The sequence below is a fragment of the Salinicola lusitanus genome (assembly GCF_003206045.1).
Classification (GTDB): Bacteria; Pseudomonadota; Gammaproteobacteria; order Pseudomonadales; family Halomonadaceae; genus Salinicola; species Salinicola lusitanus.
The window spans coordinates 390,895-411,521 of sequence record NZ_PZJM01000003.1 but is presented as its reverse complement, the minus strand read 5'-3'; the positions used below and the strand labels follow the sequence as shown (position 1 = coordinate 411,521).

Genomic DNA, 20,627 nt, shown 5'->3' with positions numbered 1-20,627 from the left:
TATAATTTAAGCCATACATAAGGAACAGTGTTTCTAAACTGGTCCCGACTCGCCGCCGCTCTTTCCATCGGCTTGAACGAAAAGACGCCGGCCCCTGGGTAGGGCCGGCGCCTGACTCGCGCGAGGTAGAACGTGCCTAGCCGTCGAGTTCGGCGATCTTGTTGCGCTGCTCGACCAGGTGCTGGCGCGCCGCCAGATACTCCTTGAGCTTGCCGCGCTCCTTCTCGACCACTGCCTCGGGTGCCTTGGCGGTGAAGCTCTCGTTGCCGAGTTTCTTCTCGATGCCGACGATCAGCTTGTCCTGCTTGTCGATCTCCTTGGCCAGCCGCTGCATTTCGGCCTCCTTGTCGATCAGGTCGGCCATCGGTACCAGCACTTCCATGTCGCCCACCAATTGGGTGGCGGACAGGGGCGCCTCGGCCGGATCGTCGAGCCAGGTCACGCTCTCCAGCTTGGCCAGCTTGGCCAGGAACAGCCGGTTGGCGGCGAGGCGCTCGCGGTCGCCGGCGACGCCCTTGGTCAACAGCGCATCCAGCGGCTTGCCGGGGGCGATGTTCATCTCGGCGCGGATGTTGCGCACCGCGACGATCACCCCCTTGAGCCACTCGATGTCGCGAATGGACTGCTCGTCGATGCGCGAGGGGTCCGCCTCCGGCCACGGCTGGATCATCAGGCTCGTCGCTTCCGCGGCGGATGCCGTGCCCGCCAGGGGCGCCACGCGCTGCCAGATCTCTTCGCTGATGAACGGCATCATCGGATGCGCCAGGCGCAGAATCACCTCGAGCACACGTACCAGGGTGCGGCGGGTGCCGCGCTTGGCCTCCGCCGAGGCGTTCTCGTCCCACAGTACCGGCTTGGAGAGCTCCAGATACCAGTCGCAGTACTCGTTCCAGACGAAGTCGTAGAGCGCCTGGGAGGCGTGGTCGAAACGATACTCTTCCAGCGCTCTGGTGACCTGCGCTTCGGTCTGCTGCAGACGGGAGATGATCCAGCGATCCGCCAGCGACAGCGCCACGCTCTCGCCGCCGAGGCCGACATCCTGGTCCTCGGCGTTCATCAGTACGTAACGGGAGGCGTTCCACAGCTTGTTGCAGAAGTTGCGGTAGCCGTCGAGGCGGCCCATGTCGAACTTGATGTCGCGACCGGTGGTGGCCAGCGACAGGAAGGTGTAGCGCAGGGCATCGGTGCCGTGGGCCTCGATGCCCTCCGGGAATTCGGCTCGGGTGGCCTTCTCGATGGCGCGAGCCTTCTGCGGCTGCATCATGTTGCCGGTGCGCTTGGCCACCAGTGTCTCGAGGTCGATGCCGTCGATCAGATCGATGGGATCGAGCACGTTGCCCTTGGACTTGGACATCTTCTGGCCCTGGCTGTCGCGCACCAGGCCGTGGACATAGACGGTCTTGAACGGCACCTGGCCGGTGAAGTGGCCGGTCAGCATGATCATCCGGGCGACCCAGAAGAAGATGATGTCGAAGCCGGTCACCAGTACGCTGGTGGAGTGGAAGGTCTCGAGCTCCGGCGTCTTCTCGGGCCAGCCCAGGGTGCCGAAGGTCCACAGCCCGGAACTGAACCAGGTGTCGAGCACATCGTCGTCCTGGGTCAGGGTCACCCCGTCGGCGATGGCGTACTTCTCGCGGGCCTCCTGCTCGGTGCGGGCGACGAAGATGTTGCCCTCGGCGTCGTACCAGGCGGGAATGCGGTGGCCCCACCACAGCTGGCGGGAGATGCACCAGTCCTGCAGGTCGCGCATCCAGGCGAAGTACATGTTCTCGTAGTTCTTGGGCACGAACTCGATGTCGCCGTTCTCCACCGCTTCGATGGCCGGCTTGGCCAGCTTCTCGACGGCGACGAACCACTGGTCCGTCAGCAGCGGCTCGATCACATCGCCGGAACGGTCGCCGTAGGGCAGGGTGTTGGTGACCGTCTCGATCTGCTCGAGCAGCCCGGCGGCTTCCATGTCGGCGACGATGCGCTCTCGTGCGACGTAGCGATCCAGCCCCGCGTAGGCGGCAGGCAGCGTGACGTCGACGTCCGGCAGCGGACGTCCTTGCAGGTCGAACGCCTCGGCGCGTTCGAGAATGGTCGCGTCCTGCGAGAAGACGTTGATCAGCGCGTGGTCGTGGCGCTTGCCGACCTCGTAGTCGTTGAAGTCGTGGGCCGGGGTGATCTTGACGCAGCCCGAACCCTTCTCCATGTCGGCGTGCTCGTCGGCGATCACCGGGATGCGGCGGCCGACCAGCGGCAGTTCGATGTACTTGCCGATCAGCGACGCATAGCGCGGATCTTCCGGATTGACCGCCACGCCGGTGTCACCCAGCAGCGTCTCCGGACGGGTGGTGGCGACGACCAGGTAGTCCCTGCCGTCGGCGGTGGTGACGCCGTCGGCCAGCGGATAGCGGAAGTGCCAGAACTGGCCCTGCTGCTCGCGGTTCTCCACCTCCAGATCGGAGATCGCGGTATGCAGGGTCGGGTCCCAGTTGACCAGGCGCTTGCCGCGATAGATCAGGCCCTCGTCGAACAGCTTGACGAAGACCTCCTGCACCGCCTTGTAGAAGCCGTCGTCCATGGTGAAGCGTTCGCGGCTCCAGTCGACACTGGCGCCCATGCGGCGCAACTGGCGGGTGATATGGCCGCCGGACTCTTCCTTCCATTCCCAGATCTTGTCGATGAACGCCTCGCGCCCCAGGTCGTGACGCGTCTGACCGGTCTCCGCGGCCAGCTTGCGCTCCACCAGCATCTGGGTGGCGATGCCGGCGTGATCCGTTCCCACCTGCCACAGGGTGTTGTTGCCGCGCATGCGCTTCCAGCGCACCAGCGTGTCCATGATCGTGTCCTGGAAGGCGTGGCCCATGTGCAGGCTGCCGGTCACGTTGGGCGGCGGGATCATGATCGAGAACGGCTCGCCCTGACCGCTCGGGGCGAAACGGTTGTTGGTTTCCCAGCTCTCGTACCAGCGGGTTTCGATCTGATCGGGTTGGTAGGTCTTGTCCATGGCGGCTATATCGGGCTCGGCAATCGGTGTCGATGGCAGTCGCCGCGCCTCGGCTCCCGGGCCGGGATTGCAGGATCCCGGAGCTGGATCGAGGCGTGGCGTCGCGAAAATGGCGGGGATTATAACGCTTGAGCAAGGGTGGCGTCAGGGAGCCGCTTTATTTAGCAACAAAACTCAATCTCCCTGCTCTCGGGACGATAAAGCCGCTTCGTCATACGACTTTAGTCGTATGTGATGGCTGGATAGATGACAGGGAGCATTCGATAGTACATGAACCAGGCAACGGAATATCAGGCTGCAGCGGGCGGCATCGAACGAGAGGCGGGCAGGAGTGACGTCGCACCGCCGGCCGATGGCACGACGCGAAGGGGCGTGTCGCTGCGCCGGCAGCGATGGATCGGCATCGCCGTACTATGGCTGATCCTGATCGCGATGCTGGTCACCAATGCGTTGCAGATGCGTAGTGCGCTGATCGAGGAGCGCGAGAAGCGCATGATGACCGCAGTGGAGATGTCGGTGTCATTGATGGCGCATTACCGGCAGCGCGTCGAACGCGGCGAGATCAGTGACGCCGAGGCACAGGCGCAGGCGTTCGACGCCATTCGGGAGATCCGATTCGAGGGCGGTGACAACTACATCTACGTCTTCGGTGACGATCTGCATATCCGTGCCCATCCCAAGCGTGAGCAGGGCCAGGACGTGTCCAAGGCGACGGACCCCACCGGCAAGCTGATCTTCGTCGATATGATCCAGGCGGCGCGGGCCAGCGGTCAGGGCTTCGTCGACTATCGCTCCAACTTCGCCCGTGGCGCGTCGGCGCAGCCACGCGTTCACTCGTTCGTGGAAGCCTTCAAACCCTGGGGCGTCTACGCGGCCAGTGGTGTCTTCATGGGCGACGTCGACGCTCATGTCATGGCGCAACTGCTGCGTTCGGCACTCGTCAGCCTCGTTGCCGGCGCTCTGGTGACGATCGCTTTCTGGTTCATGATCGCTCGGGTGCTGCGCCGTCTCGGTGGCGAGCCGGCCTACACCGCCGGCGTGGTGGAGCGTATCGCCGGAGGCGATCTGGGTGTCGATATCGCGTTGGATCGTCGGTACGCGCACAGCCTGCTGGGAGATATCCAGCGCATGCGGGATCGCCTGCGAGCGGCCGTGGGGAATATCCAGGCGTCGAGTCTGGACGTTGGCCAGGGCGCCGAGGAGATCGCGGCCGGCAATCAGGAGCTGGCATCGCGCACCGAGGAGCAGGCCGCGGCGCTCCAGCAGACCTCGACCAGCATGGAGGAGATGACCGCGACGACCCGTCACAGCGCTGATAACGCCAAGCGTGCCCGTGCGCTGGTAGAGCTGACCGGAGAGACCTCGCAGACCGGCCAGCGGGCGATTCTCGGCGCGGTGGAGTCGATGCAGGAGATCCGCCAAGGCGCCAGTCAGATCACCGAGATCATCGGCCTGATCGACAACATCGCATTCCAGACCAACATCCTGGCACTGAATGCGTCGGTTGAGGCGGCTCGTGCCGGTGAGCATGGACGCGGTTTCGCGGTGGTGGCCGGTGAGGTGAGGCAGCTGGCCAACCGCTCGGCGACGGCCGCGCAGGATATCAAGCGGTTGATCGAGACCTCCAGCGCGCAGGTGGCCACCGGCGCAACGCGAGTCAACGATGCCAAGGCGCAGATGCAGGAAATCGACGGCCAGATCCGCGAGATCGACACGCTGTTCGACCAGATCGCCAATGCGGCACTGGAGCAGACCGGTGGTATCGAGCAGATCAACGACGCCGTATCCCAGCTAGACCAGACCACTCAGCAGAACGCCGCGCTGGTCGAGCAGACCTCGAGCATGGCGGATGCCCTGCGGGAGCGATCGGTAGCACTGCGCGAGGCGATTCGGATCTTCAAGCTGTAGATCACATCCTCTTCGTGAGGCCGGCGCCAGGCTGGGGCTCACTGCCCCAGCTTGTGCGCCTCGACCCGGTACCCCCGATCCTTGTAGGTCTTCCAGCAGGCGCGCTTGGTGCGCAGCACATCCTGATGCTGGTTGATGATCTCGGCGACGCGCTCCAGCCGCGAGAACCACTCGGGGATCTCGTCGTTCAGGTTGAGCATCGCCTGCACGCCCGGTTCCGGCACGGTTTCCCAGCCGATGGTGACCGGTGGGGCAGGGTCCATCTCGTCTCCCGCGACCCGGTGCGGGACATAGCTATCCTCGCGGAACGTCCACAATAGCTCGTCGAGCTCGCGAGCCATGGCTTCGTCCTGGGTGTGGATATGCAGCTGGTAACCCTTGCGATAGATCGTCTCCGCCAGTCGACAGGCGAAGGTCAGCCGGGCTTCCAGCGTGGTATCCGGCAGGATGTAGAAATCGACTTTGGTCATAAATCCCCTTCGGGGAGCTGTAAGCGGTAAGAGCGGCGCTTCGCGCCTGGAAGCGGGAAGAAAGACAATCTGGGCGACGAGCGACGAGCGACGAGCGACGAGCGACGAGCTACGAGCTAAGAGCTACGAGCTAAGAGCTAAGAGCTAAGAGCTAAGAGCTAAGAGCTAAGAGCTAAGAGCTAAGAGCTAAGAGCCCAGGTTGCGAGTTACCAATGTTACCTGAATCGGCGCCGAGCGAGATGAGTGCTCGCAAGCGAACCCGAGCGATCGAGCGAGCTAGCTTCAGCATCTTCTCGCTGAGTCGGCGCCGAGCGAGATGAGTGGCTAGGTGCGCGGCGCGTGAGGAACGAGATATAACAGGGGTTAGGCGAGGCCCGCACGCGGCGTGCAACAAAGCCAGTCGCTCGCGCAGGCCCGACCTCTTCTAGACGCCGCCGTCGACGTCGATCAGCGCCCCGGTGGTGAACCCGGCTTCGGCCAGCCACAGCACCGCGTTGGCGATCTCTTCCGGCTCGCCGATCCGGCCCATCGGGATCACCTCACCGGCGACATCGGGCTTGTCCGGGTTGCCGCCGCTGGCGTGAATGGTGGTGCGGATCACCCCGGGGCGCACGGTATTGACGCGGATGCCCTCGCCGGCGACCTCCTTGGCCAGGCCTTCGGTCATGGTGTCGATGGCGCCCTTGGAGGCGGCGTAGTCGACGTACTCGCCAGCGCCGCCGAGGTGCGAGGCGGCGGAGCCGACGTTGACGATGGCGCCGCCGTTGCCGCCGTGGCGGGTGGACATGCGCTTGATCGCCTCGCGGGCACAGACGAAGGGCCCGACCACGTTGATCTTCATCATCCGGTCGACACGCGCGAAGCTCATCTCGTCGACGCGGCTGATCTGGTCGACCACCCCGGCGTTGTTGACCAGTACGTCGACCCGGCCCAGCTCACGATCGACCGTCTCGAACATGGCGACGATGGCGGCTTCGTCGACCACGTCGGCCTGAACCGCGATGGCGCGGCCGCCATCGGATTCGATCTCGGCGACCACCTTGTCGGCGGAAGCCTTGTCGCTGCGATAGTTCACGGCCACGGCGTAGCCTTTCTGGGCGGCCATGATCGCGGTAGCGGCGCCAATGCCGCGGCCGGCACCGGTGATGATCATCACGGGTTTCATTGCATCATCCTTTTCATCAATGGGCGTCGAGGCTCTCCAGACGAAGCGACCGCCGGAGGGCGGTCGTTTCGGGACCGGCGAGCGATCCAGTGCTTACAGCAGCTTAGGACGAAACCGGGCCACTCGCATCAGGCCAATTGCATCAGCCAGCCGCGGGTGTCCTCGCTGCGACCGTACTGGATGTCGAGCAGTCGCTTGCGCAGTTTCGCGCTGACCGGCTCCCCATCGGTGGCCGGCGTCACGATCCGGTCTTCCTCGGTCAGCAACTGGCCGATCTGGGTGATCACGGCGGCGGTGCCGCAGGCGAACACCTCGACGATGTCGCCACTGGCGACGCCTTCACGCCACTCGTCGATGCTGATCGGGCGCTCCTCCGGCGTGAGGCCTTCGTCGCGGGCCAGTTCCAGGATCGAGTCGCGGGTGACGCCTTCGAGGATGGTGCCGGTCAGCGCGGGCGTGACCAGACGGCCATCGCGGTAGACGAAGAACAGGTTCATGCCGCCCAGCTCCTCGATCCACTTGTTCTCCGCGGCGTCGAGGAACGCGACCTGGTCGCAGCCATGGGATTCGGCCTCGGCCTGGGCCAGCAGGGAAGCCGCGTAGTTGCCCCCGCACTTGGCGGCGCCGGTACCGCCGGGCGCGGCACGATTGTAGTGCTGGGAGAGCCAGATCGAGACCGGCTTGCCACCGCCCTTGAAATAGGACGCGGCGGGCGAGGCGATCAGGTAGTAGTCGACCTCGGCGGCGGGCTTCACGCCGAGCGACTTGCCGTTGCCGATCATGAACGGACGCAGGTAGAGGCTGCACTCCTCGGTGTCGTTCCGCGGGGTCGGCACCCAGTCGGCATCCTGGGCGACCAGCGTCCTGAGCGATCCGAGGAACGTCTCGTCGTCGAGTTCCGGCAGGGCCAGGCGGCGAGCGGAAGCGCGGAAGCGCGCCGCGTTCTTCTCCGGGCGGAAGGTCCAGACCGAGCCGTCGGCATGGCGGTAGGCCTTGATGCCCTCGAAGATCTCCTGGCCGTAGTGCAGCACCGGCGAGGCCGGGTCGATCAGCAGCGGTCCGTAGGGGCGAATCTCGCCACGCTGCCAACCGTCCGACTTGGTCCAGCGTACGTGTACCATATGGTCGGTGAAGTAGCGGCCGAAGCCCGGGTTGGCAAGAATCTCGTTGCGCAGCGTGGCATCGAGAGGGTTGGAGGAAAGGCGGGCTTCGAAACCTGAAGTGGACACTGCGACTTCTCCTGACAGTCCATGATGCCTGACCACGCGAGCGGGGCGGCAGGCGGTCGACGACCTCGGTTGAAAACTGCCCGGGACCCCAGGCAGCGGACCATCCAAATTAGCATGCAAAGCGTTGGTGTGGGTAGTGGCGGATAGCGGCTTATTCCAGCAGCCCTTCCAGGCCTGGCGCCGTGAGGGACGGCTCGAATTCGACGATCTCGTACTCGGCAAGATCGTGGATTTTGAACGGATCCTCGGCCAGGCACGCCTCGAGCGTGGCACGGTCCCCGCGCGCGAGCAGAACGCCACCGGTCCGTGGCACCTTGCGTCCCGATGCCACCACTATCTCGCGCTGATAGGCGTCTTTCAGCCAGGCGATGTGGCCTTCGAGGTGCGCCTCGACCTGGTCGATCGACACCTTGTAGGAGAGCGAAACGATGAACACGTCGGATTTTCCTTGTTGAGAGGGGAGTGTCGGTGATGCTCTGAACGACGAACCGGGCTTGAGTCGCCCGGTTCGTGATTCGGCACTACGCCTCCTGCGTTACCACCCGTTCGCTCTCGCGATCCAGCAGGTAGCGGGTCAGCAGACCCACGGGCCTGCCGGTGGCGCCTTTCTGCTTGCCGCTGTCCCAGGCGGTGCCTGCGATGTCGAGATGCGCCCACGGGTAGCTGTCGGCGAAACGTGACAGGAAGCAGGCTGCGGTGATGCTGCCAGCCGGACGCCCGCCAATATTGGCGAGGTCGGCGAAGTTGGACTCGAGCTGCTGCTGGTAGTCGTCCCACAGTGGCATGTGCCAGGCCCGATCCCAGGAAGCCTCGCCGGCCTCGAGCAGGTCCAGCGCGAGATCGTCATCGTTGGAGAACAGGCCGCTGGCGTGATCGCCCAGGGCAATGACGCAGGCACCGGTGAGCGTGGCGATGTCGACGACGCTGGCCGGCGTGAAACGCTCGGCATAGGTCAGGGCGTCGCACAGCACCAGCCGGCCTTCGGCGTCGGTATTGAGAATCTCGACGGTCAGCCCCTTGAGCGTGGTGACGATATCGCCTGGCTTGATCGCGCGTCCGTCCGGCATGTTCTCGGCGCTGGCGACGATCGCCACCACGTTGAGCTTCGGCTTCAGCGCGATCACGCTCTTCATGGCGCCGAACACGCTGGCGGCGCCGCACATGTCGAACTTCATCTCGTCCATGCCGGCGCCGGGCTTCAGCGAGATGCCGCCGGTATCGAAGGTGATGCCCTTGCCGACCAGAACGTGGGGCGACTCCTCGGGATCCTCGGCGCCCTGATACTTCATCACGATCAGCTTCGAGGGTTCCGCGCTGCCGCGGCCGACCGCCAGCAGCGAGTGGGCGCCCAGCGCCTCCAGTTCGGCTTCGTCGAGAATCTCCACCGTCAGCGAACCGGCGGATTCCCCCGCCAGCGTCTCGGCCTGGCTGGCGAGATAGCTCGGGGTGCAGATATTGCCGGGCAGGTTGCCCAGCGTGCGCGCGAGGTTGACGCCATCGCCCAGGGCCGCGCCGATGCGGGCGCCGGCCTTGGCGCCATCGGCCTGATTGGCCTCCGAGACCAGCAGTTCTATCGTGCGCAATTGCGGCAGGGTCGGCTGGGTGGATTTGCACTCGGTGAAGCGGTAGACGGCGCGAATGGCGGCCTCCAGCGTCATCTGTGCGTTCCAGGCGGCATCGCGATCCTCGACCTCGGCGTCGGCGAAGGCCACCGCGGCGCTATCCACCGGCAGTTTGGCGAGCGCGGTGAAGGCGCCATCCAGCGCCTTGCGCAGGGCACCTTCATTGAAGGCGTCGCGCTTGCCCAGACCGACCAGCAGCAGTCGCTCGGCGGCCAGCCCCGGCGCGAACGGAATCAGTTGGACATTGGCCAGCTCCGGGGTGAAATCGCCGCGCTCGATGAGCTGTGCGATCAAGCGCTCGCTGGCGTCATCCAGCTTGGCCGCGACAGACAGCAGTTCGCCATCCTGAAATAGCGGCACCACGAGGCAGGCTGTCTCGACCTTGGCCGGATTGACGGTCAGTACGGAAAATTCCATGTCGTCTCCAATGAACGATTGCGCTGGCTTCACGTCACATGCCTGTCGGCAACGAGACAAGCGAGCGGTGATTCAGGATAATGGCGCCGGGTGAAGGTGCGCGGCAGTGACAGTCAGTCGGGAACGCCATCGCGAACGTTCTCGAGCAGCCAAACCCATCGCCGCCGATGAATGGCCCATCGATGGGCCAGTTTACGCAAAGCCGAAGCGCGTTGCACAAGACGTATCGGTGATTCGTATTCTCGGGACGTAGTGGCGGGCAGCGACCGTTTTCCCGGCAGCAAGTCCGATGGCCTGGGTCGTCCAGTCCGAGCGCAGGGTCGAGCTGCGGCAGGAAGCCAAATCAGGAGTCGAAGTTGATTGTATCCCGTTATTTGACACGCGAGATTCTGCTGACCATGTCGGCGGTGGCCGGCGTGCTGTTGCTGGTGATCATGGGCAGTCGCTTCATTCGCTATTTCACCGACGCGGCCCAGGGCGAACTGCCGCTCAGCGCGCTGGGCACGCTGATGCTGTTCCATATGCCCAGCTTCCTCGAGCTGGTGCTACCGCTGTCGTTCTTCCTCGCGATTCTGCTCGCCTACGGCCAGCTCTATCTGAACAGCGAGATCACCGTGCTGGTCGCCTGCGGCATCAGTCCCAATCGGCTGTTGCAGGTCACCCTGCTGCCGGCGGCGCTGATCGCGGTGCTGGTCGGGCTTTGCAGCCTGTGGCTGACACCGGCGGGTGCCGCTCACAACGAGCGCCTGATCGACGAGCAACAGAGTCAGCTCGATTTCTCGCTGCTGACGCCGGGTCGATTCCAGGATTTCGGCAATGACCGTACCGCCTACACCCAGTCTCTCAACGATGACCGGTCACGCATGCAGAATGTCTTCATCAGCGAGCGCCAGACCGGCGGCAACGGTTCGCCGCAGCAGGTGGTGACGCGGGCCGAGGGTGGCTACCAGACCACCGATCCGGATACCGGCAGCCGCTACCTGGTACTCGAGAATGGCCAGCGCTACAGCGTCGAGCCCGGCAGCCCGGTCGCGGAAAGACTGAAGTTCGGCAGCTACGGCGTTCGTCTGGCGACCGACGATACCGGCGAGGTCGATGTCGACAGCGAGCTGATGAGCACGCCGGAGCTGATCGCCGACGGCGACGACGAGTCCATGGCGCAACTGCAGTGGCGTATCTCCATGCCGCTGATGATTCCCATCCTGACCCTGCTGGCGCTGCCGCTGGCGCGGGTCAACCCGCGCCAGGGGCGCTTCGCCAAGCTGCTGCCGGCGATCTTCCTGCACATCAGCTACCTCAGCCTGCTGCTGGCGGCACAGGACGCGATCGCACGGGGCAGCTTGCCGCCCAGTATCGGCATGTGGCCGATCCATCTGGTCTACCTGGCGCTGGGGCTTTTCCTGATCCGTCGTGACCAGGCACGGGGGGGCCGCTGATGTTGATCGATCGTCTCGACCGTTATATCGCCCGCAACGTGCTCGGCGCGATGCTGGTGGTTCAGGTCATGGTGCTGGGCCTGGACCTGGTGATCTCCTACATCAACGACCTGGGGGACGTCTCGGGCGGTTACACCGCGCTGGATGTGCTGATCTACCTGGTCATGCGGCTGCCCTGGCGTTTCTACGAATACGCCCCCGTTGCGGTGCTGATCGGCGCGCTGGTCGGTCTCGGTGGCATGGCATCCAACAACGAGCTGACGGTGATGCGTGCCTCGGGCCGTTCACTGGGGCGAATCCTGCTGGGCGTGCTCAAGCCGCTGGTACTGGTGATCCTGCTGACCATGGCGATAGGCGAGTTCGTCAGCCCGGCGACCGAGCAGCACGCCGAGGCGTGGCGGCTGGAGCAGTCCGAAGGCTCGGAGGCCGTGCTGTCGCATCGCGGTGGCTGGCAGCGTGAGGGGGATGACTTCTACCGCTTCGGCACCATTCGCGCCGACGATACCCTGATCAACGTCACCAGGTACCACTTCGATGGCCAGCGCCTGGTCGATGCCACCCAGGCAGCGCGAGCGGTATGGGATGGCGACGCCTGGACGCTGGAAGATGTCAGGATCACCCATTTCGAAGATGGCGCGACGCGTGCCGAGACACTGCCCAGCGAGAGCTGGGACACGGCGCTGACGCCGGCCCAGTTGAACCGCCTGCTGCGCCCCCTGGGCAGCCAGCCCATCACCAGTCTCTGGCGATATGCCGACTATCTGCGAGCGCAGGGGCAGGAGGCCACGCAGCCACTGCTCTACTTCTGGCAGAAGAGCCTGCTGCCGGTGACGCTGGCCGGCCTGGTGCTGCTGGCGGCCTCGTTCGTGTTTGGTCCGCTGCGCAGCGTGGCCGCGGGGACGCGTATCTTCTATGGCGTGATCGTCGGCCTGACCTTCAAGTATCTTCAGGACCTGCTGGCGCCGGCGTCGGTGCTGTTCGGCTTCTCGCCTTCGCTGGCGGTAGTGGTGCCGACGGCGGCCTGCTACCTGCTGGGGTTCTGGCTTTTGCGCCGTACCGGCTGAGAGCCACTCCTCGCTCGCTGGCTCGTAAGACAGACTCCTGCAGACATCGTGATCAGGATGAATCACAGGACGCCGCGACCCGAAAGGGCGCGGCGTTCTTGCGTTCGGGGACTATCGCCAGCGGCGGCAGATTCAGGGGTACGGGGGGCGGGGGAGAGCGTGGATGGCGAGCGTCGGCGGCTTCAGGTTGCGTTAAGTCAGCCTCGAGTAATGTCTGGCGAGATGATTTCGATTACGGGTTGAAATTGCCTATGCGAATCATTTACATTTGCTATCACGTTACCAGTGAGGTTTGCCCGTGTACGTCTGTCTCTGTGTAGGGGTCACTGACCGCGATATCGAAAATGCCGTTGCTGACGGCGCCCGCAGCTGGCGTGAAGTTCGCGAGAGCACCGGTTGCGCCGGCCAGTGCGGCAAGTGCGCCTGCACCGGCAAGAGCGTGATGCGCGAGGCGATCAGCCAGGAAATGGCGATGGATCCAGATCTCGCCTACGCGGTCTGAGCGCGACTGGCACCTCCCGTGGCTGCCGCTTCTGCTTGATTACCAACCGATTTCCCTCATCACGCCGTGCTGGCGATGGCTCCGCGATAGCGCGAGTCGTTATCAGCCGCGTTCCCATCTGCCAACGGCTTGCAGATGAGATATTGTCGTAACCTACTGTAATGGTTGTAATTTCTGGATCGCATGGGTGATACTGCCGTCACTGGATCGATGCCGCCCGGCCGGGTGGCGTGGATTCGACGGGAGTGCGTAGCCAGAACGTGCCTCCCCATTCCAGAGACACCATGAGGAGAACACGACAATGAAAGGCGACGCCAAGGTCATCACCTATCTCAACACCGTGCTCGGCAACGAGCTGGTCGCGATCAACCAGTACTTCCTGCACAGCAAGATGTACAAGGACTGGGGACTCAGCGTGCTGGCCAAGTGGGAGTACGAAGAGTCCATCGAAGAGATGCAGCACGCCGACAAGCTGATCGAGCGCATCCTGTTCCTGGAAGGCATCCCCAACCTGCAGGACCTGGGCAAGCTCAACATCGGCGAGAACTGTCAGGAGATGCTCGAGAGCGACCTCAAGATCGAGCACAAGGCGCGCGCCGACCTGCAGGAAGCGATTCCCTACTGCGAATCCGTGCGTGACTACGTCAGCCGCGATCTGTTCATCAAGATTCTCGACGACGAAGAAGAGCACATCGACAAGCTCGAGGCGGAACTGGGCCTGATCGACAAGGTCGGCATCCAGAACTACCTGCAGAAGCACATGTTCACGACGGACAAGGAGTGAGGCGCCGCGCCTGACCAGGCGCACGCTGCAACGAGAAGGCCCCGCTGTCACCGACAGCGGGGCCTTTTTCATTCTGCCTGCTCACGCCTTGGCTGCGGGCAAGGGCGCGGCGGCTGGCGTGAGTGTCGCGAGCGCCCGCCGCCCTAGCAGAGGCTAGCCCAGGTCGTTGACCAGCAGCGCCTCGACCGCCTCGATACGCTTCTTGAGCGTCTCGTCGTCCGCGGCCAGCACCGTCACATGGCCGATTTTGCGGCCCGGTCGGGGCGCCTTGCCGTAGTCGTGCCAGCGGGTGCCGGGCACGGCGAGCACGGCGTCGCGCTCCGGGAAGGCGCCGATCACGTTGAGCATCGCGCATGGTGCCAGGCGGGCGGTCTCGCCCAGTGGCAGGCCGGCGACGGCGCGGAGGTGGTTCTCGAACTGGCTGGTCACCGCGCCCTCGATACTCCAGTGGCCGGAGTTGTGGACCCGGGGTGCGATCTCGTTGGCGAGCAGCCCGGCGGCGGTGACGAAGAACTCGAACGCCATCACCCCGACATAATCGAGCTCGTTCATGACCCGGCTGGCGTAGTCCTCGGCCTGGGCCTGCAGCGGATGCGCGATCTGCGGCACCGAGCAGTGCAGGATGCCCTGGCGATGCGCGTTGCGCACCACCGGCCAGTGGCGGATCTCGCCGTCGCGGCCGCGCACGGCAATCACCGAGATCTCATGGTCGAAGTCGATGAAACCCTCGAGGATCAACGGCACGCCGCCGAGTTCATCGAAGGTGCCGGCGACCTCTTCCGGCGCGCGCAGCACCTTCTGGCCCTTGCCGTCGTAGCCCATGGTTCGGGTCTTGATCACCACCGGCAGGCCGATCTCGTTCACCGCAGCGTCGAGGTCGGCCTGGCTGTCGATCCGGGCGATGGGCGGCACGTCGATATCCAGCGAACGGAACAGCGACTTCTCGAGCCAGCGATCCTTTGCCGTGGCCAGCGCCGAGGCGGGCGGATAGGCGGGACGGCGCTCGGCCAGCCGTTCGACCGCCTCGGCCGGCACGTTCTCGAATTCGAAGGTGATGGCGTCACAGCTGGCGGTCAGCGTGTTCAACGCCTCCGGGTCCTGCCAGTCGGCCTGCAGGTGCTGGCCGTGGACGGCGGCACACGGCTCGCTGCCGGGGTCGAGGAAGGTGAAGCGAAGATCCATTGGCGCGCCCGCCTGGGCGAGCATGCGGCCGAGCTGACCGCCGCCGACGATACCGATTCTCATGAGGGCTCCTGATCTGCGGGTCGAGGATCGGGGTTGTCGAGCACCTGCTGCGTCTGTTCGGCACGGAAGGCCTCCAGCGCCTCGCGGATGCGCTCGTCGTGGTTGGCCAGCATGGCGGCGGCGAGCAGGGCGGCGTTGATCGCCCCGGCGCGGCCGATCGCCAGCGTCGCGGTGGGAATGCCGGCCGGCATCTGGACGATGGAGAGCAGCGAGTCGACCCCGGAGAGCGTGCTCGACTTCACCGGTACGCCCAGCACCGGCAGGCGCGTCTTGGCGGCGCACATGCCCGGCAGATGGGCCGCGCCGCCGGCGCCGGCGATGATCACTTCCAGGCCCCGGTCGGCAGCGGTCTCGGCGTATTCGAACAGCAGGTCCGGCGTGCGGTGGGCGGAGACCACCTTGGTTTCATGCTCGATACCCAGCTTTTCGAGGGTCTCGACGGTATGGCAGAGAGTCGACCAGTCCGACTTCGAACCCATGATCACGCCGACGCGTACGCTCATGCTTCCTCCCGTGGGAAATGATTCGCCGGCCCCCGTTGTGGCTACCACCGTGTGGAATCGTCGGGCCGTCGCTTGGAAAGCAGCGAATTGTACGGGAATACGGAAAATCGATCAGCCGTAAAATCGTTCCTGCGGGGAAACCATCATCTTTTAGGCAGCGTTCAGCGGAATGCTTTCTCCAGCGCGAAGCGTGCCACCGGTTCGTCGCTGACGCTAACCCGTTCGCAGAACATGGCGAGCGGGCGCACCCACAGCCCGTAGTCGCCGTAGAGCGCGCGATAGACCACCAGCCACTCCTCGGTCTCGCTGTGTTGGGCGACGTCGAGTACCTCGTAGAGCTGGCCCTTGTAGTGACGGTAGATGCCCGGGACCGGCTTGTGATGTTCACTCATGGGGGACCTCCTGGGTGTCGATTGACGGTTCTGCCGATGTGCGGGTCGTCTCCGTCGACGCTGGCGCCTCCGCCGGGGCGGCAGAGCGTTCCGCCCTGGCGGCGAGCCGGGTCAGCACGCGCCCGGCCGCCACGAAGCCGAAGGTGCCGGTGACCACGCTGACCGCGCCGAAGCCGGCGGCGCAGTCGAGCCGTGTCGACTCGCCCGGTGCAGGCTTCTGCAGGCAGACCTCGCCATCCTCGCCGGGATAGACGAGCTGCTCGTCCGAATAGACGCACTCGACGCCGAAGCGACGCTTGGGATTGCGCGAGAAGCCGAAATCCCGGCGCAGCTTCGAGCGCACCTTGGCCAGCAGCGGGTCGTGTTCGGTACGGGTGAGATCGGCGACCCGCACGCGGGTCGGATCGCTCTGGCCGCCGGCGCCGCCGGTCACGGTGATCGGCAGCTTGTGGCGGTTGCAGTAGTGGATCAGCGCCGCCTTGGCACCGACGTGGTCGATGGCGTCGATCACGTGGTCGGCATCGGCGGGGATGCGTTCGGCGAGGTTGGTCGGGGTGATGAAGGCTTCATCGGCGACCACCTCGATGCCCGGCCAGATCGCGCGGCAGCGCTCGGCCAGCACCGCCACCTTGGGCTTGCCGATCTGGCCGTCCAGGGCGTGGAGCTGGCGATTGACGTTGGAGACGCAGACATCGTCCAGGTCGATCAGGGTGAGCTTGCCGATACCGGAGCGCGCCAGCGCCTCGGCACTCCAGCTGCCGACACCGCCCACGCCGATCACCACCACGTGGGCGCGACGAAAGGCGCTGGCCGCACGGGTGCCGTAGAGGCGCCGAATACCGCCGAAGCGGAAATCGTAGTCGTCACGCAGGCCGTCGTCGCCGGATTCGGGGGCGTCCTGAAGAGTCTTGGCGTCGTCGCTCATGGGATCTCGATCATGAAAGGGCATCGCTCGGTTCGGCTGGCGTCATGCTTTCGCCGGGCGTCTGCCACCGGGCGTCGTTTCGTGTCAGGTGCGCCTGCCAGCCGAACCGGATGAGCAGGGCGGAGAAATGGTCGTCGGGAGCCGCTTCCAGCGTCAGTCGGCGACCCTCGAACGGATGTGTCAGCGTCAATTGTACGCTGGACAGCAGCAGATGCGGACAATCCAGGTGATCGCGGAAGTAGCGGTTGTGGATGCCCTTGCCGTGCTTGGCGTCGTTGATGATCGGGTGACCGCAGCGGGCCAGATGGCGACGGATCTGGTGGCGACGCCCCGTTTCCGGCCGCGCTTCCATCAGCGAGTAGCGCGACTGCGGATAGCGGTCGATCGCCACCGGAAGTTCTGCCGTCGCCAGGCGCCGGAAATGGGTCAGCGCCGCCTGCGCCGGCATCTCCGCCTTGGGTCGGATACCGTCCTCCTCACGCAGCGGGGCGTCGACGCTGATCGCTTCCGGCCCCCAGCCGCGAACCACGGCCAGATAGCGCTTGGTCACCTGCTGCTCGGTGAAGGAGCGCGTCAGCGCCGCGGCTGCCTCGCTGTCCAGCGCGAACAGCAGTACGCCACCGGTGGGTCGGTCCAGCCGGTGGACCGGATAGACGTGCTGGCCGAGCTGGTCGCGCAGCGTCTGCATCACGAACCGGGTCTCGCCGCGGGCCAGCGCCGTGCGATGCACCAGCATCCCCGGCGGTTTGGCCACGGCGATCAGCCGCGCATCGCGGTAGATCACCGCCAGCGGCGCCGGGCGCGCGGTCGTGGCAAGTGTCGCGGTCATGAAACGGCTCGCAAAGCGGAACGGGTCGCTATTGTCGGGGCTGGGCCGGGGTATCTCAAGGGGACCGTCGACCGCTGCCCAGGAGCGAGGGCCGCGTGGCTTTTGCCGGCGGCGGATGTCCGCGGCGCCAGCCCATGCTAGCCTCGCTGAAGTTCCAGCCCGAAGGGAGGCGTATGGCGTCATGAGTGATCACACCAAACCCCATCTGGTGGTACTGACCGGTGCCGGCATCAGCGCCGAGAGCGGCCTCAGGACCTTCCGCGATGGCGACGGCCTGTGGGAAAACCATCGTGTCGAGGATGTGGCAACGCCCGAAGCCTGGGCGCGTGACCCGGAGACCGTGCTGCGCTTCTACGACGAGCGCCGCGAGCAGACCCGCCAGGCGCGCCCCAACGCCGCCCACCTGGCACTGGCCGAGCTCGAGGCGGCCGGGTTTCGGGTCAGCGTGGTCACCCAGAATATCGACGACCTGCACGAGCGCGCCGGTTCCCGCCACGTACTGCACCTGCACGGCGAGATTCGGTTGGCGCGCTCGTCCGTCGATGCCAATCTGCGCTATCCGGTGGAGGAGATCTCGCCCCGAGGCACCATCGCAATCGGCGATCTGTGCGACAAGGGCAGCCAGTTGCGCCCGGACGTGGTCTGGTTCGGCGAGGCGGTGCCGCGCTACGCCGAAGCCTGCGATATCGTCGCCGAGGCCGATGCGCTGCTGGTGGTCGGCACCTCGCTGGCAGTGATGCCGGCGGCGCTGCTGCTGGAACAGGCCCCGCTGGAGGCGCCGTGCTGGCTGGTCGATCCCCACGCCCGCGACCTGGCGCCGCCCGGCGTCAGCCCCGTTGCGGAACCGGCCAGCCAGGGCGTGCCGGCGCTGGCGGCACGGTGGCGAGAGCAGGGCGGTTTCGGCGACTGAATCCCCGTCGACTTGCCGACCGGGGGCGGGAAACCCCGGCATCTGCCGCCTTTTGCCTATTTAGTCGCGGCTCGCGGTACGGCAGAATAGCGCGCCCGGTCGATATCGGAACCGTGGCTTTTTTTCGTATCGATCCCGACAGAGCCGCTCGAGCGGCCCCGGCTTGCCCCATCGGCGAGTCACACCATCGCTAGGACACATCATCATGTTTGAACGCATCAACCGGTTGTTCCCGGTCTGGGCCGTCTTGCTGGCCGTCATCGCCGCTTTCGAGCCGCAGCTATTCGTCGGGTTGAAAGCGGATATCAAGACGCTGCTGGTGGTGATCATGTTCGCCATGGGCCTGACCCTGACCCGCGAGGATTTTGCCCGCGTGATCAAGGCGCCCAAGCCGATCGCCGTCGGCGTGGTGCTGCAGTTCCTGATCATGCCGGTGGCCGCGCTGCTGGTGTCCCGCGTGCTGGGCCTGAGCCCGGAGCTGACCACCGGGATGATTCTGGTCGGCGCCACCGCCGGGGGCACCTCCTCCAACGTGATGACCTGGCTCGCCGGCGGCCACGTGGCGCTGTCGGTCTCGATGACCATGGTTTCCACCGTGATCTCGGTCGTCGCCACGCCGTTCATCACCTGGCTGCTGGTCGGCCAGACCATCGACGTGCCGGTTCTGGGCATGCTGATGAGCATCGCGCAACTGGTGATCGCGCCGATCGCGCTGGGGGTCGTCGTCCACCATCTGCTGGGGGCACGGATCCGCAAGATCGAATCGGCCCTGGCGACGCTGGCCATGGCCGCCATCGTGCTGATCATCGCCATCGTGGTCGCGCTCAACGCCGGCAACCTGGCAACGCTGGGGCCGATCGTGGCGATCGCCGTCATCGCCCACAACAGCATCGGCCTCGCCGGTGGCTACTGGCTGAGCCGCGCGCTGGGCTTCGATATCCGCACCGCGCGCACCATCGCCTTCGAGGTGGGACTGCAGAATTCCGGCCTGGCGGTCACCCTCGCCAACCAGTTCTTCACCGCCGGTGCGGCACTGCCAGGGGCGCTGTTCTCGGTCTGGCACAATGTCTCCGGCTCGGTGCTGGCGGGATACTGGAAACAGCGCGGCGTGCCCGCCCACGGTGAGTCGGGCAAGACGAGCGAGAGCCTCGGCCGTTGAGAGGGTGTTTACAAATCCGCCGAGCGCAGGGATTTTGTAGAAACCCTCTGAGGGATTGATACAGATCTTTCCTCGATTGCGGGTCCGAGCCAGCGGGGCGAAGTGCTAGAATGCGCGCCCCGCTTTTTTGTGCAGAGACCGCCGAGCCATGCGTAACGATGCCGACCTGACGACCGACAATCGGTCGCCGAGCGAGAATGACGCGCCGAACGCCGCCTCCCGTCGTGAACCGGCGGCCGGAGAAGGGCTCCCGCCGCGTCGCGAGTTCAAGGCCCGCGGCAGCTTCGTCGAGCGCTGCGAGGGCTGTCGTCTGCCAGCGCTCAATTGCCTCTGCCCCTACCGGGTGACGGCGACCAGCGACGCCCAGGTATGGCTGCTGACTCATCCCTACGAGCACAACAAGCCCACTAATACCGGTCGCTTGATCGCCGACGTATTGCCGCAGACCGAGACCTTCACCTGGTATCGCACCGCCCCGGAGGCGCGCCTGCTCGAGTTGCTGGCGGATCGGCGCTACGTGCCGTTCGTGGTCTTCCCCGACGACCAGCCCGACTATCAGCATCGCGTGGTCGACGAGCGGGCGGTGATCGGCGCCAAGCAGGACGGCTTCATCCCCGTGTTCATCCTGATCGACGGGACCTGGCGTCAGGCGCGGCGCATCTTCCGCAAGAGCCCGTATCTGGAAAACCTGCCGGTGCTACCGCTCCATACGGATCGTCTGACCCGCTATCGGCTTCGCAAGCCGGCCTCGGCCGCGCATCTCTGCACCGCCGAGGTCGCTGCCGAGCTGCTGCGCAAGACCGGCGACGCCGTCGCCGCCAACGTGCTCGACGACTACTTCGACGCCTTCAACGAAAGCTACGCCGCAAGCCGCTTCTATCACAAGATCGAAAAGCCCAATGCCGCCATGCAGCGGCTGCTCGACCGACGGGCCTTCGGCGTCAGCTACGTCTGATCCCGTCCGCTGTCTGCCAGCGCGCCTCGCGCCAGGGATAGCGACCGACGCGAGGCCAGCGCCGAACCCCATGCGTCACGCATCCTCTCTGGCGGCGCCGTCTGCAAGCGTTCGTCATAT

19 protein-coding genes are annotated in these 20,627 nt (G+C 65.3%); 8 read left to right on the top strand and 11 right to left on the bottom strand.

The window, feature by feature from the left end; all coding sequences use genetic code 11:
* Nucleotides 1-136: 136 nt before the first annotated feature.
* Nucleotides 137-2,992 carry a valine--tRNA ligase gene (locus DOM45_RS05655; protein ID WP_110598546.1) on the bottom strand — a complete coding sequence of 952 codons (2,856 nt, stop codon included), beginning with the start codon at nucleotides 2,990-2,992 and terminating at the stop codon, nucleotides 137-139.
* 270 nt (nucleotides 2,993-3,262) lie between these two features.
* Here DOM45_RS05655 and DOM45_RS05650 point away from each other — a divergent pair, with 270 nt between their 5' ends.
* Complete coding sequence (locus tag DOM45_RS05650) at nucleotides 3,263-4,900, top strand: methyl-accepting chemotaxis protein (RefSeq protein ID WP_110598545.1); 1,638 nt, start codon at nucleotides 3,263-3,265, stop codon at nucleotides 4,898-4,900.
* A 38-nt stretch (nucleotides 4,901-4,938) separates the two neighbouring features.
* Here the strand turns inward: DOM45_RS05650 and DOM45_RS05645 are convergent, their stop codons facing one another.
* The 5 genes from DOM45_RS05645 to DOM45_RS05625 all read right to left on the bottom strand — a co-directional run bounded on the left by DOM45_RS05645 (nucleotide 4,939) and on the right by DOM45_RS05625 (nucleotide 9,803).
* A complete protein-coding gene (locus DOM45_RS05645; RefSeq protein WP_110598544.1) occupies nucleotides 4,939-5,370 on the bottom strand; it encodes a DNA polymerase III subunit chi in 432 nt (143 codons plus the stop codon).
* A gap of 424 nt (nucleotides 5,371-5,794) precedes the next feature.
* Nucleotides 5,795-6,535: an SDR family oxidoreductase gene (locus DOM45_RS05640; protein WP_110598543.1), complete on the bottom strand. Its 741-nt coding sequence runs from the start codon at nucleotides 6,533-6,535 to the stop codon at nucleotides 5,795-5,797.
* A gap of 128 nt (nucleotides 6,536-6,663) precedes the next feature.
* A complete protein-coding gene (locus DOM45_RS05635) occupies nucleotides 6,664-7,764 on the bottom strand; it encodes a branched-chain amino acid aminotransferase (RefSeq protein WP_110598542.1) in 1,101 nt (366 codons plus the stop codon).
* Between the two features lie 151 nt (nucleotides 7,765-7,915).
* Nucleotides 7,916-8,200: a YciI family protein gene (locus DOM45_RS05630; protein ID WP_110598541.1), complete on the bottom strand. Its 285-nt coding sequence runs from the start codon at nucleotides 8,198-8,200 to the stop codon at nucleotides 7,916-7,918.
* Nucleotides 8,201-8,285: 85 nt separating this feature from the next.
* Nucleotides 8,286-9,803, bottom strand: a complete 1,518-nt coding sequence (locus DOM45_RS05625) for a leucyl aminopeptidase (protein WP_110598540.1) — start codon at nucleotides 9,801-9,803, stop codon at nucleotides 8,286-8,288.
* 356 nt (nucleotides 9,804-10,159) lie between these two features.
* On the opposite strand from DOM45_RS05625, the gene lptF reads away from it, so the two are divergent.
* The 4 genes from lptF (at nucleotide 10,160) to bfr (ending at nucleotide 13,589) form a co-directional block, all read left to right on the top strand.
* The gene (gene lptF / locus DOM45_RS05620; protein WP_110598539.1) at nucleotides 10,160-11,239 is read left to right on the top strand and encodes an LPS export ABC transporter permease LptF; all 1,080 of its coding nucleotides are present in this window, start codon (nucleotides 10,160-10,162) and stop codon (nucleotides 11,237-11,239) included.
* Nucleotides 11,239-12,303, top strand: a complete 1,065-nt coding sequence (gene lptG, locus DOM45_RS05615) for an LPS export ABC transporter permease LptG (RefSeq protein WP_110598538.1) — start codon at nucleotides 11,239-11,241, stop codon at nucleotides 12,301-12,303. Before lptF ends, lptG begins: the two co-directional genes overlap by 1 nt.
* Nucleotides 12,304-12,601: 298 nt before the next feature.
* Entirely contained in the window at nucleotides 12,602-12,805 is a 204-nt protein-coding gene (locus DOM45_RS05610) for a (2Fe-2S)-binding protein (RefSeq protein WP_110598537.1), read from the top strand.
* A gap of 301 nt (nucleotides 12,806-13,106) precedes the next feature.
* Nucleotides 13,107-13,589 carry a bacterioferritin gene (bfr, locus tag DOM45_RS05605; protein ID WP_110598536.1) on the top strand — a complete coding sequence of 161 codons (483 nt, stop codon included), beginning with the start codon at nucleotides 13,107-13,109 and terminating at the stop codon, nucleotides 13,587-13,589.
* 153 nt (nucleotides 13,590-13,742) lie between these two features.
* On the opposite strand, the gene DOM45_RS05600 is transcribed toward bfr, so the two are convergent.
* From DOM45_RS05600 to DOM45_RS05580, 5 genes are all read right to left on the bottom strand, one after another.
* Entirely contained in the window at nucleotides 13,743-14,834 is a 1,092-nt protein-coding gene (locus DOM45_RS05600; RefSeq protein ID WP_110598535.1) for a 5-(carboxyamino)imidazole ribonucleotide synthase, read from the bottom strand.
* Nucleotides 14,831-15,337 (bottom strand): 5-(carboxyamino)imidazole ribonucleotide mutase, encoded by a 507-nt coding sequence (purE, locus tag DOM45_RS05595; protein ID WP_110598534.1) that lies wholly within the window; start codon nucleotides 15,335-15,337, stop codon nucleotides 14,831-14,833. Before purE ends, DOM45_RS05600 begins: the two co-directional genes overlap by 4 nt.
* A 161-nt stretch (nucleotides 15,338-15,498) precedes the next feature.
* Entirely contained in the window at nucleotides 15,499-15,729 is a 231-nt protein-coding gene (locus DOM45_RS05590; protein WP_110598533.1) for a DUF1653 domain-containing protein, read from the bottom strand.
* Complete coding sequence (tcdA, locus tag DOM45_RS05585) at nucleotides 15,722-16,654, bottom strand: tRNA cyclic N6-threonylcarbamoyladenosine(37) synthase TcdA (protein WP_110598532.1); 933 nt, start codon at nucleotides 16,652-16,654, stop codon at nucleotides 15,722-15,724. Before tcdA ends, DOM45_RS05590 begins: the two co-directional genes overlap by 8 nt.
* A gap of 10 nt (nucleotides 16,655-16,664) precedes the next feature.
* Nucleotides 16,665-17,483, bottom strand: coding sequence for a pseudouridine synthase (locus DOM45_RS05580; protein WP_110598531.1), 819 nt, complete (start codon nucleotides 17,481-17,483; stop codon nucleotides 16,665-16,667).
* 181 nt (nucleotides 17,484-17,664) lie between these two features.
* Between DOM45_RS05580 and DOM45_RS05575 the strand changes: the two genes are divergently transcribed.
* From DOM45_RS05575 to DOM45_RS05565, 3 genes are all read left to right on the top strand, one after another.
* On the top strand, nucleotides 17,665-18,393 hold the full coding sequence (locus tag DOM45_RS05575) for an SIR2 family NAD-dependent protein deacylase (RefSeq protein WP_110598530.1): 729 nt from the start codon (nucleotides 17,665-17,667) through the stop codon (nucleotides 18,391-18,393).
* Nucleotides 18,394-18,592: 199 nt separating this feature from the next.
* Nucleotides 18,593-19,552 (top strand): bile acid:sodium symporter family protein, encoded by a 960-nt coding sequence (locus DOM45_RS05570; RefSeq protein ID WP_280951660.1) that lies wholly within the window; start codon nucleotides 18,593-18,595, stop codon nucleotides 19,550-19,552.
* 148 nt (nucleotides 19,553-19,700) lie between these two features.
* Nucleotides 19,701-20,507: a tRNA-uridine aminocarboxypropyltransferase gene (locus DOM45_RS05565; RefSeq protein WP_110598528.1), complete on the top strand. Its 807-nt coding sequence runs from the start codon at nucleotides 19,701-19,703 to the stop codon at nucleotides 20,505-20,507.
* The last annotated feature ends 120 nt before the right edge of the window (nucleotides 20,508-20,627 follow it).

Coding starts and splice junctions, on each gene's coding strand:
- DOM45_RS05655 (WP_110598546.1), bottom strand. CDS start 2,992: ATGGACAAGACCTACCAACCCGATCAGATCGAAACCCGCTGGTACGAG.
- DOM45_RS05650 (WP_110598545.1), top strand. CDS start 3,263: ATGAACCAGGCAACGGAATATCAGGCTGCAGCGGGCGGCATCGAACGA.
- DOM45_RS05645 (WP_110598544.1), bottom strand. CDS start 5,370: ATGACCAAAGTCGATTTCTACATCCTGCCGGATACCACGCTGGAAGCC.
- DOM45_RS05640 (WP_110598543.1), bottom strand. CDS start 6,535: ATGAAACCCGTGATGATCATCACCGGTGCCGGCCGCGGCATTGGCGCC.
- DOM45_RS05625 (WP_110598540.1), bottom strand. CDS start 9,803: ATGGAATTTTCCGTACTGACCGTCAATCCGGCCAAGGTCGAGACAGCC.
- lptG (WP_110598538.1), top strand. CDS start 11,239: ATGTTGATCGATCGTCTCGACCGTTATATCGCCCGCAACGTGCTCGGC.
- bfr (WP_110598536.1), top strand. CDS start 13,107: ATGAAAGGCGACGCCAAGGTCATCACCTATCTCAACACCGTGCTCGGC.
- DOM45_RS05600 (WP_110598535.1), bottom strand. CDS start 14,834: ATGAGAATCGGTATCGTCGGCGGCGGTCAGCTCGGCCGCATGCTCGCC.
- purE (WP_110598534.1), bottom strand. CDS start 15,337: ATGAGCGTACGCGTCGGCGTGATCATGGGTTCGAAGTCGGACTGGTCG.
- DOM45_RS05590 (WP_110598533.1), bottom strand. CDS start 15,729: ATGAGTGAACATCACAAGCCGGTCCCGGGCATCTACCGTCACTACAAG.
- tcdA (WP_110598532.1), bottom strand. CDS start 16,654: ATGAGCGACGACGCCAAGACTCTTCAGGACGCCCCCGAATCCGGCGAC.
- DOM45_RS05580 (WP_110598531.1), bottom strand. CDS start 17,483: ATGACCGCGACACTTGCCACGACCGCGCGCCCGGCGCCGCTGGCGGTG.
- DOM45_RS05575 (WP_110598530.1), top strand. CDS start 17,665: ATGAGTGATCACACCAAACCCCATCTGGTGGTACTGACCGGTGCCGGC.
- DOM45_RS05565 (WP_110598528.1), top strand. CDS start 19,701: ATGCGTAACGATGCCGACCTGACGACCGACAATCGGTCGCCGAGCGAG.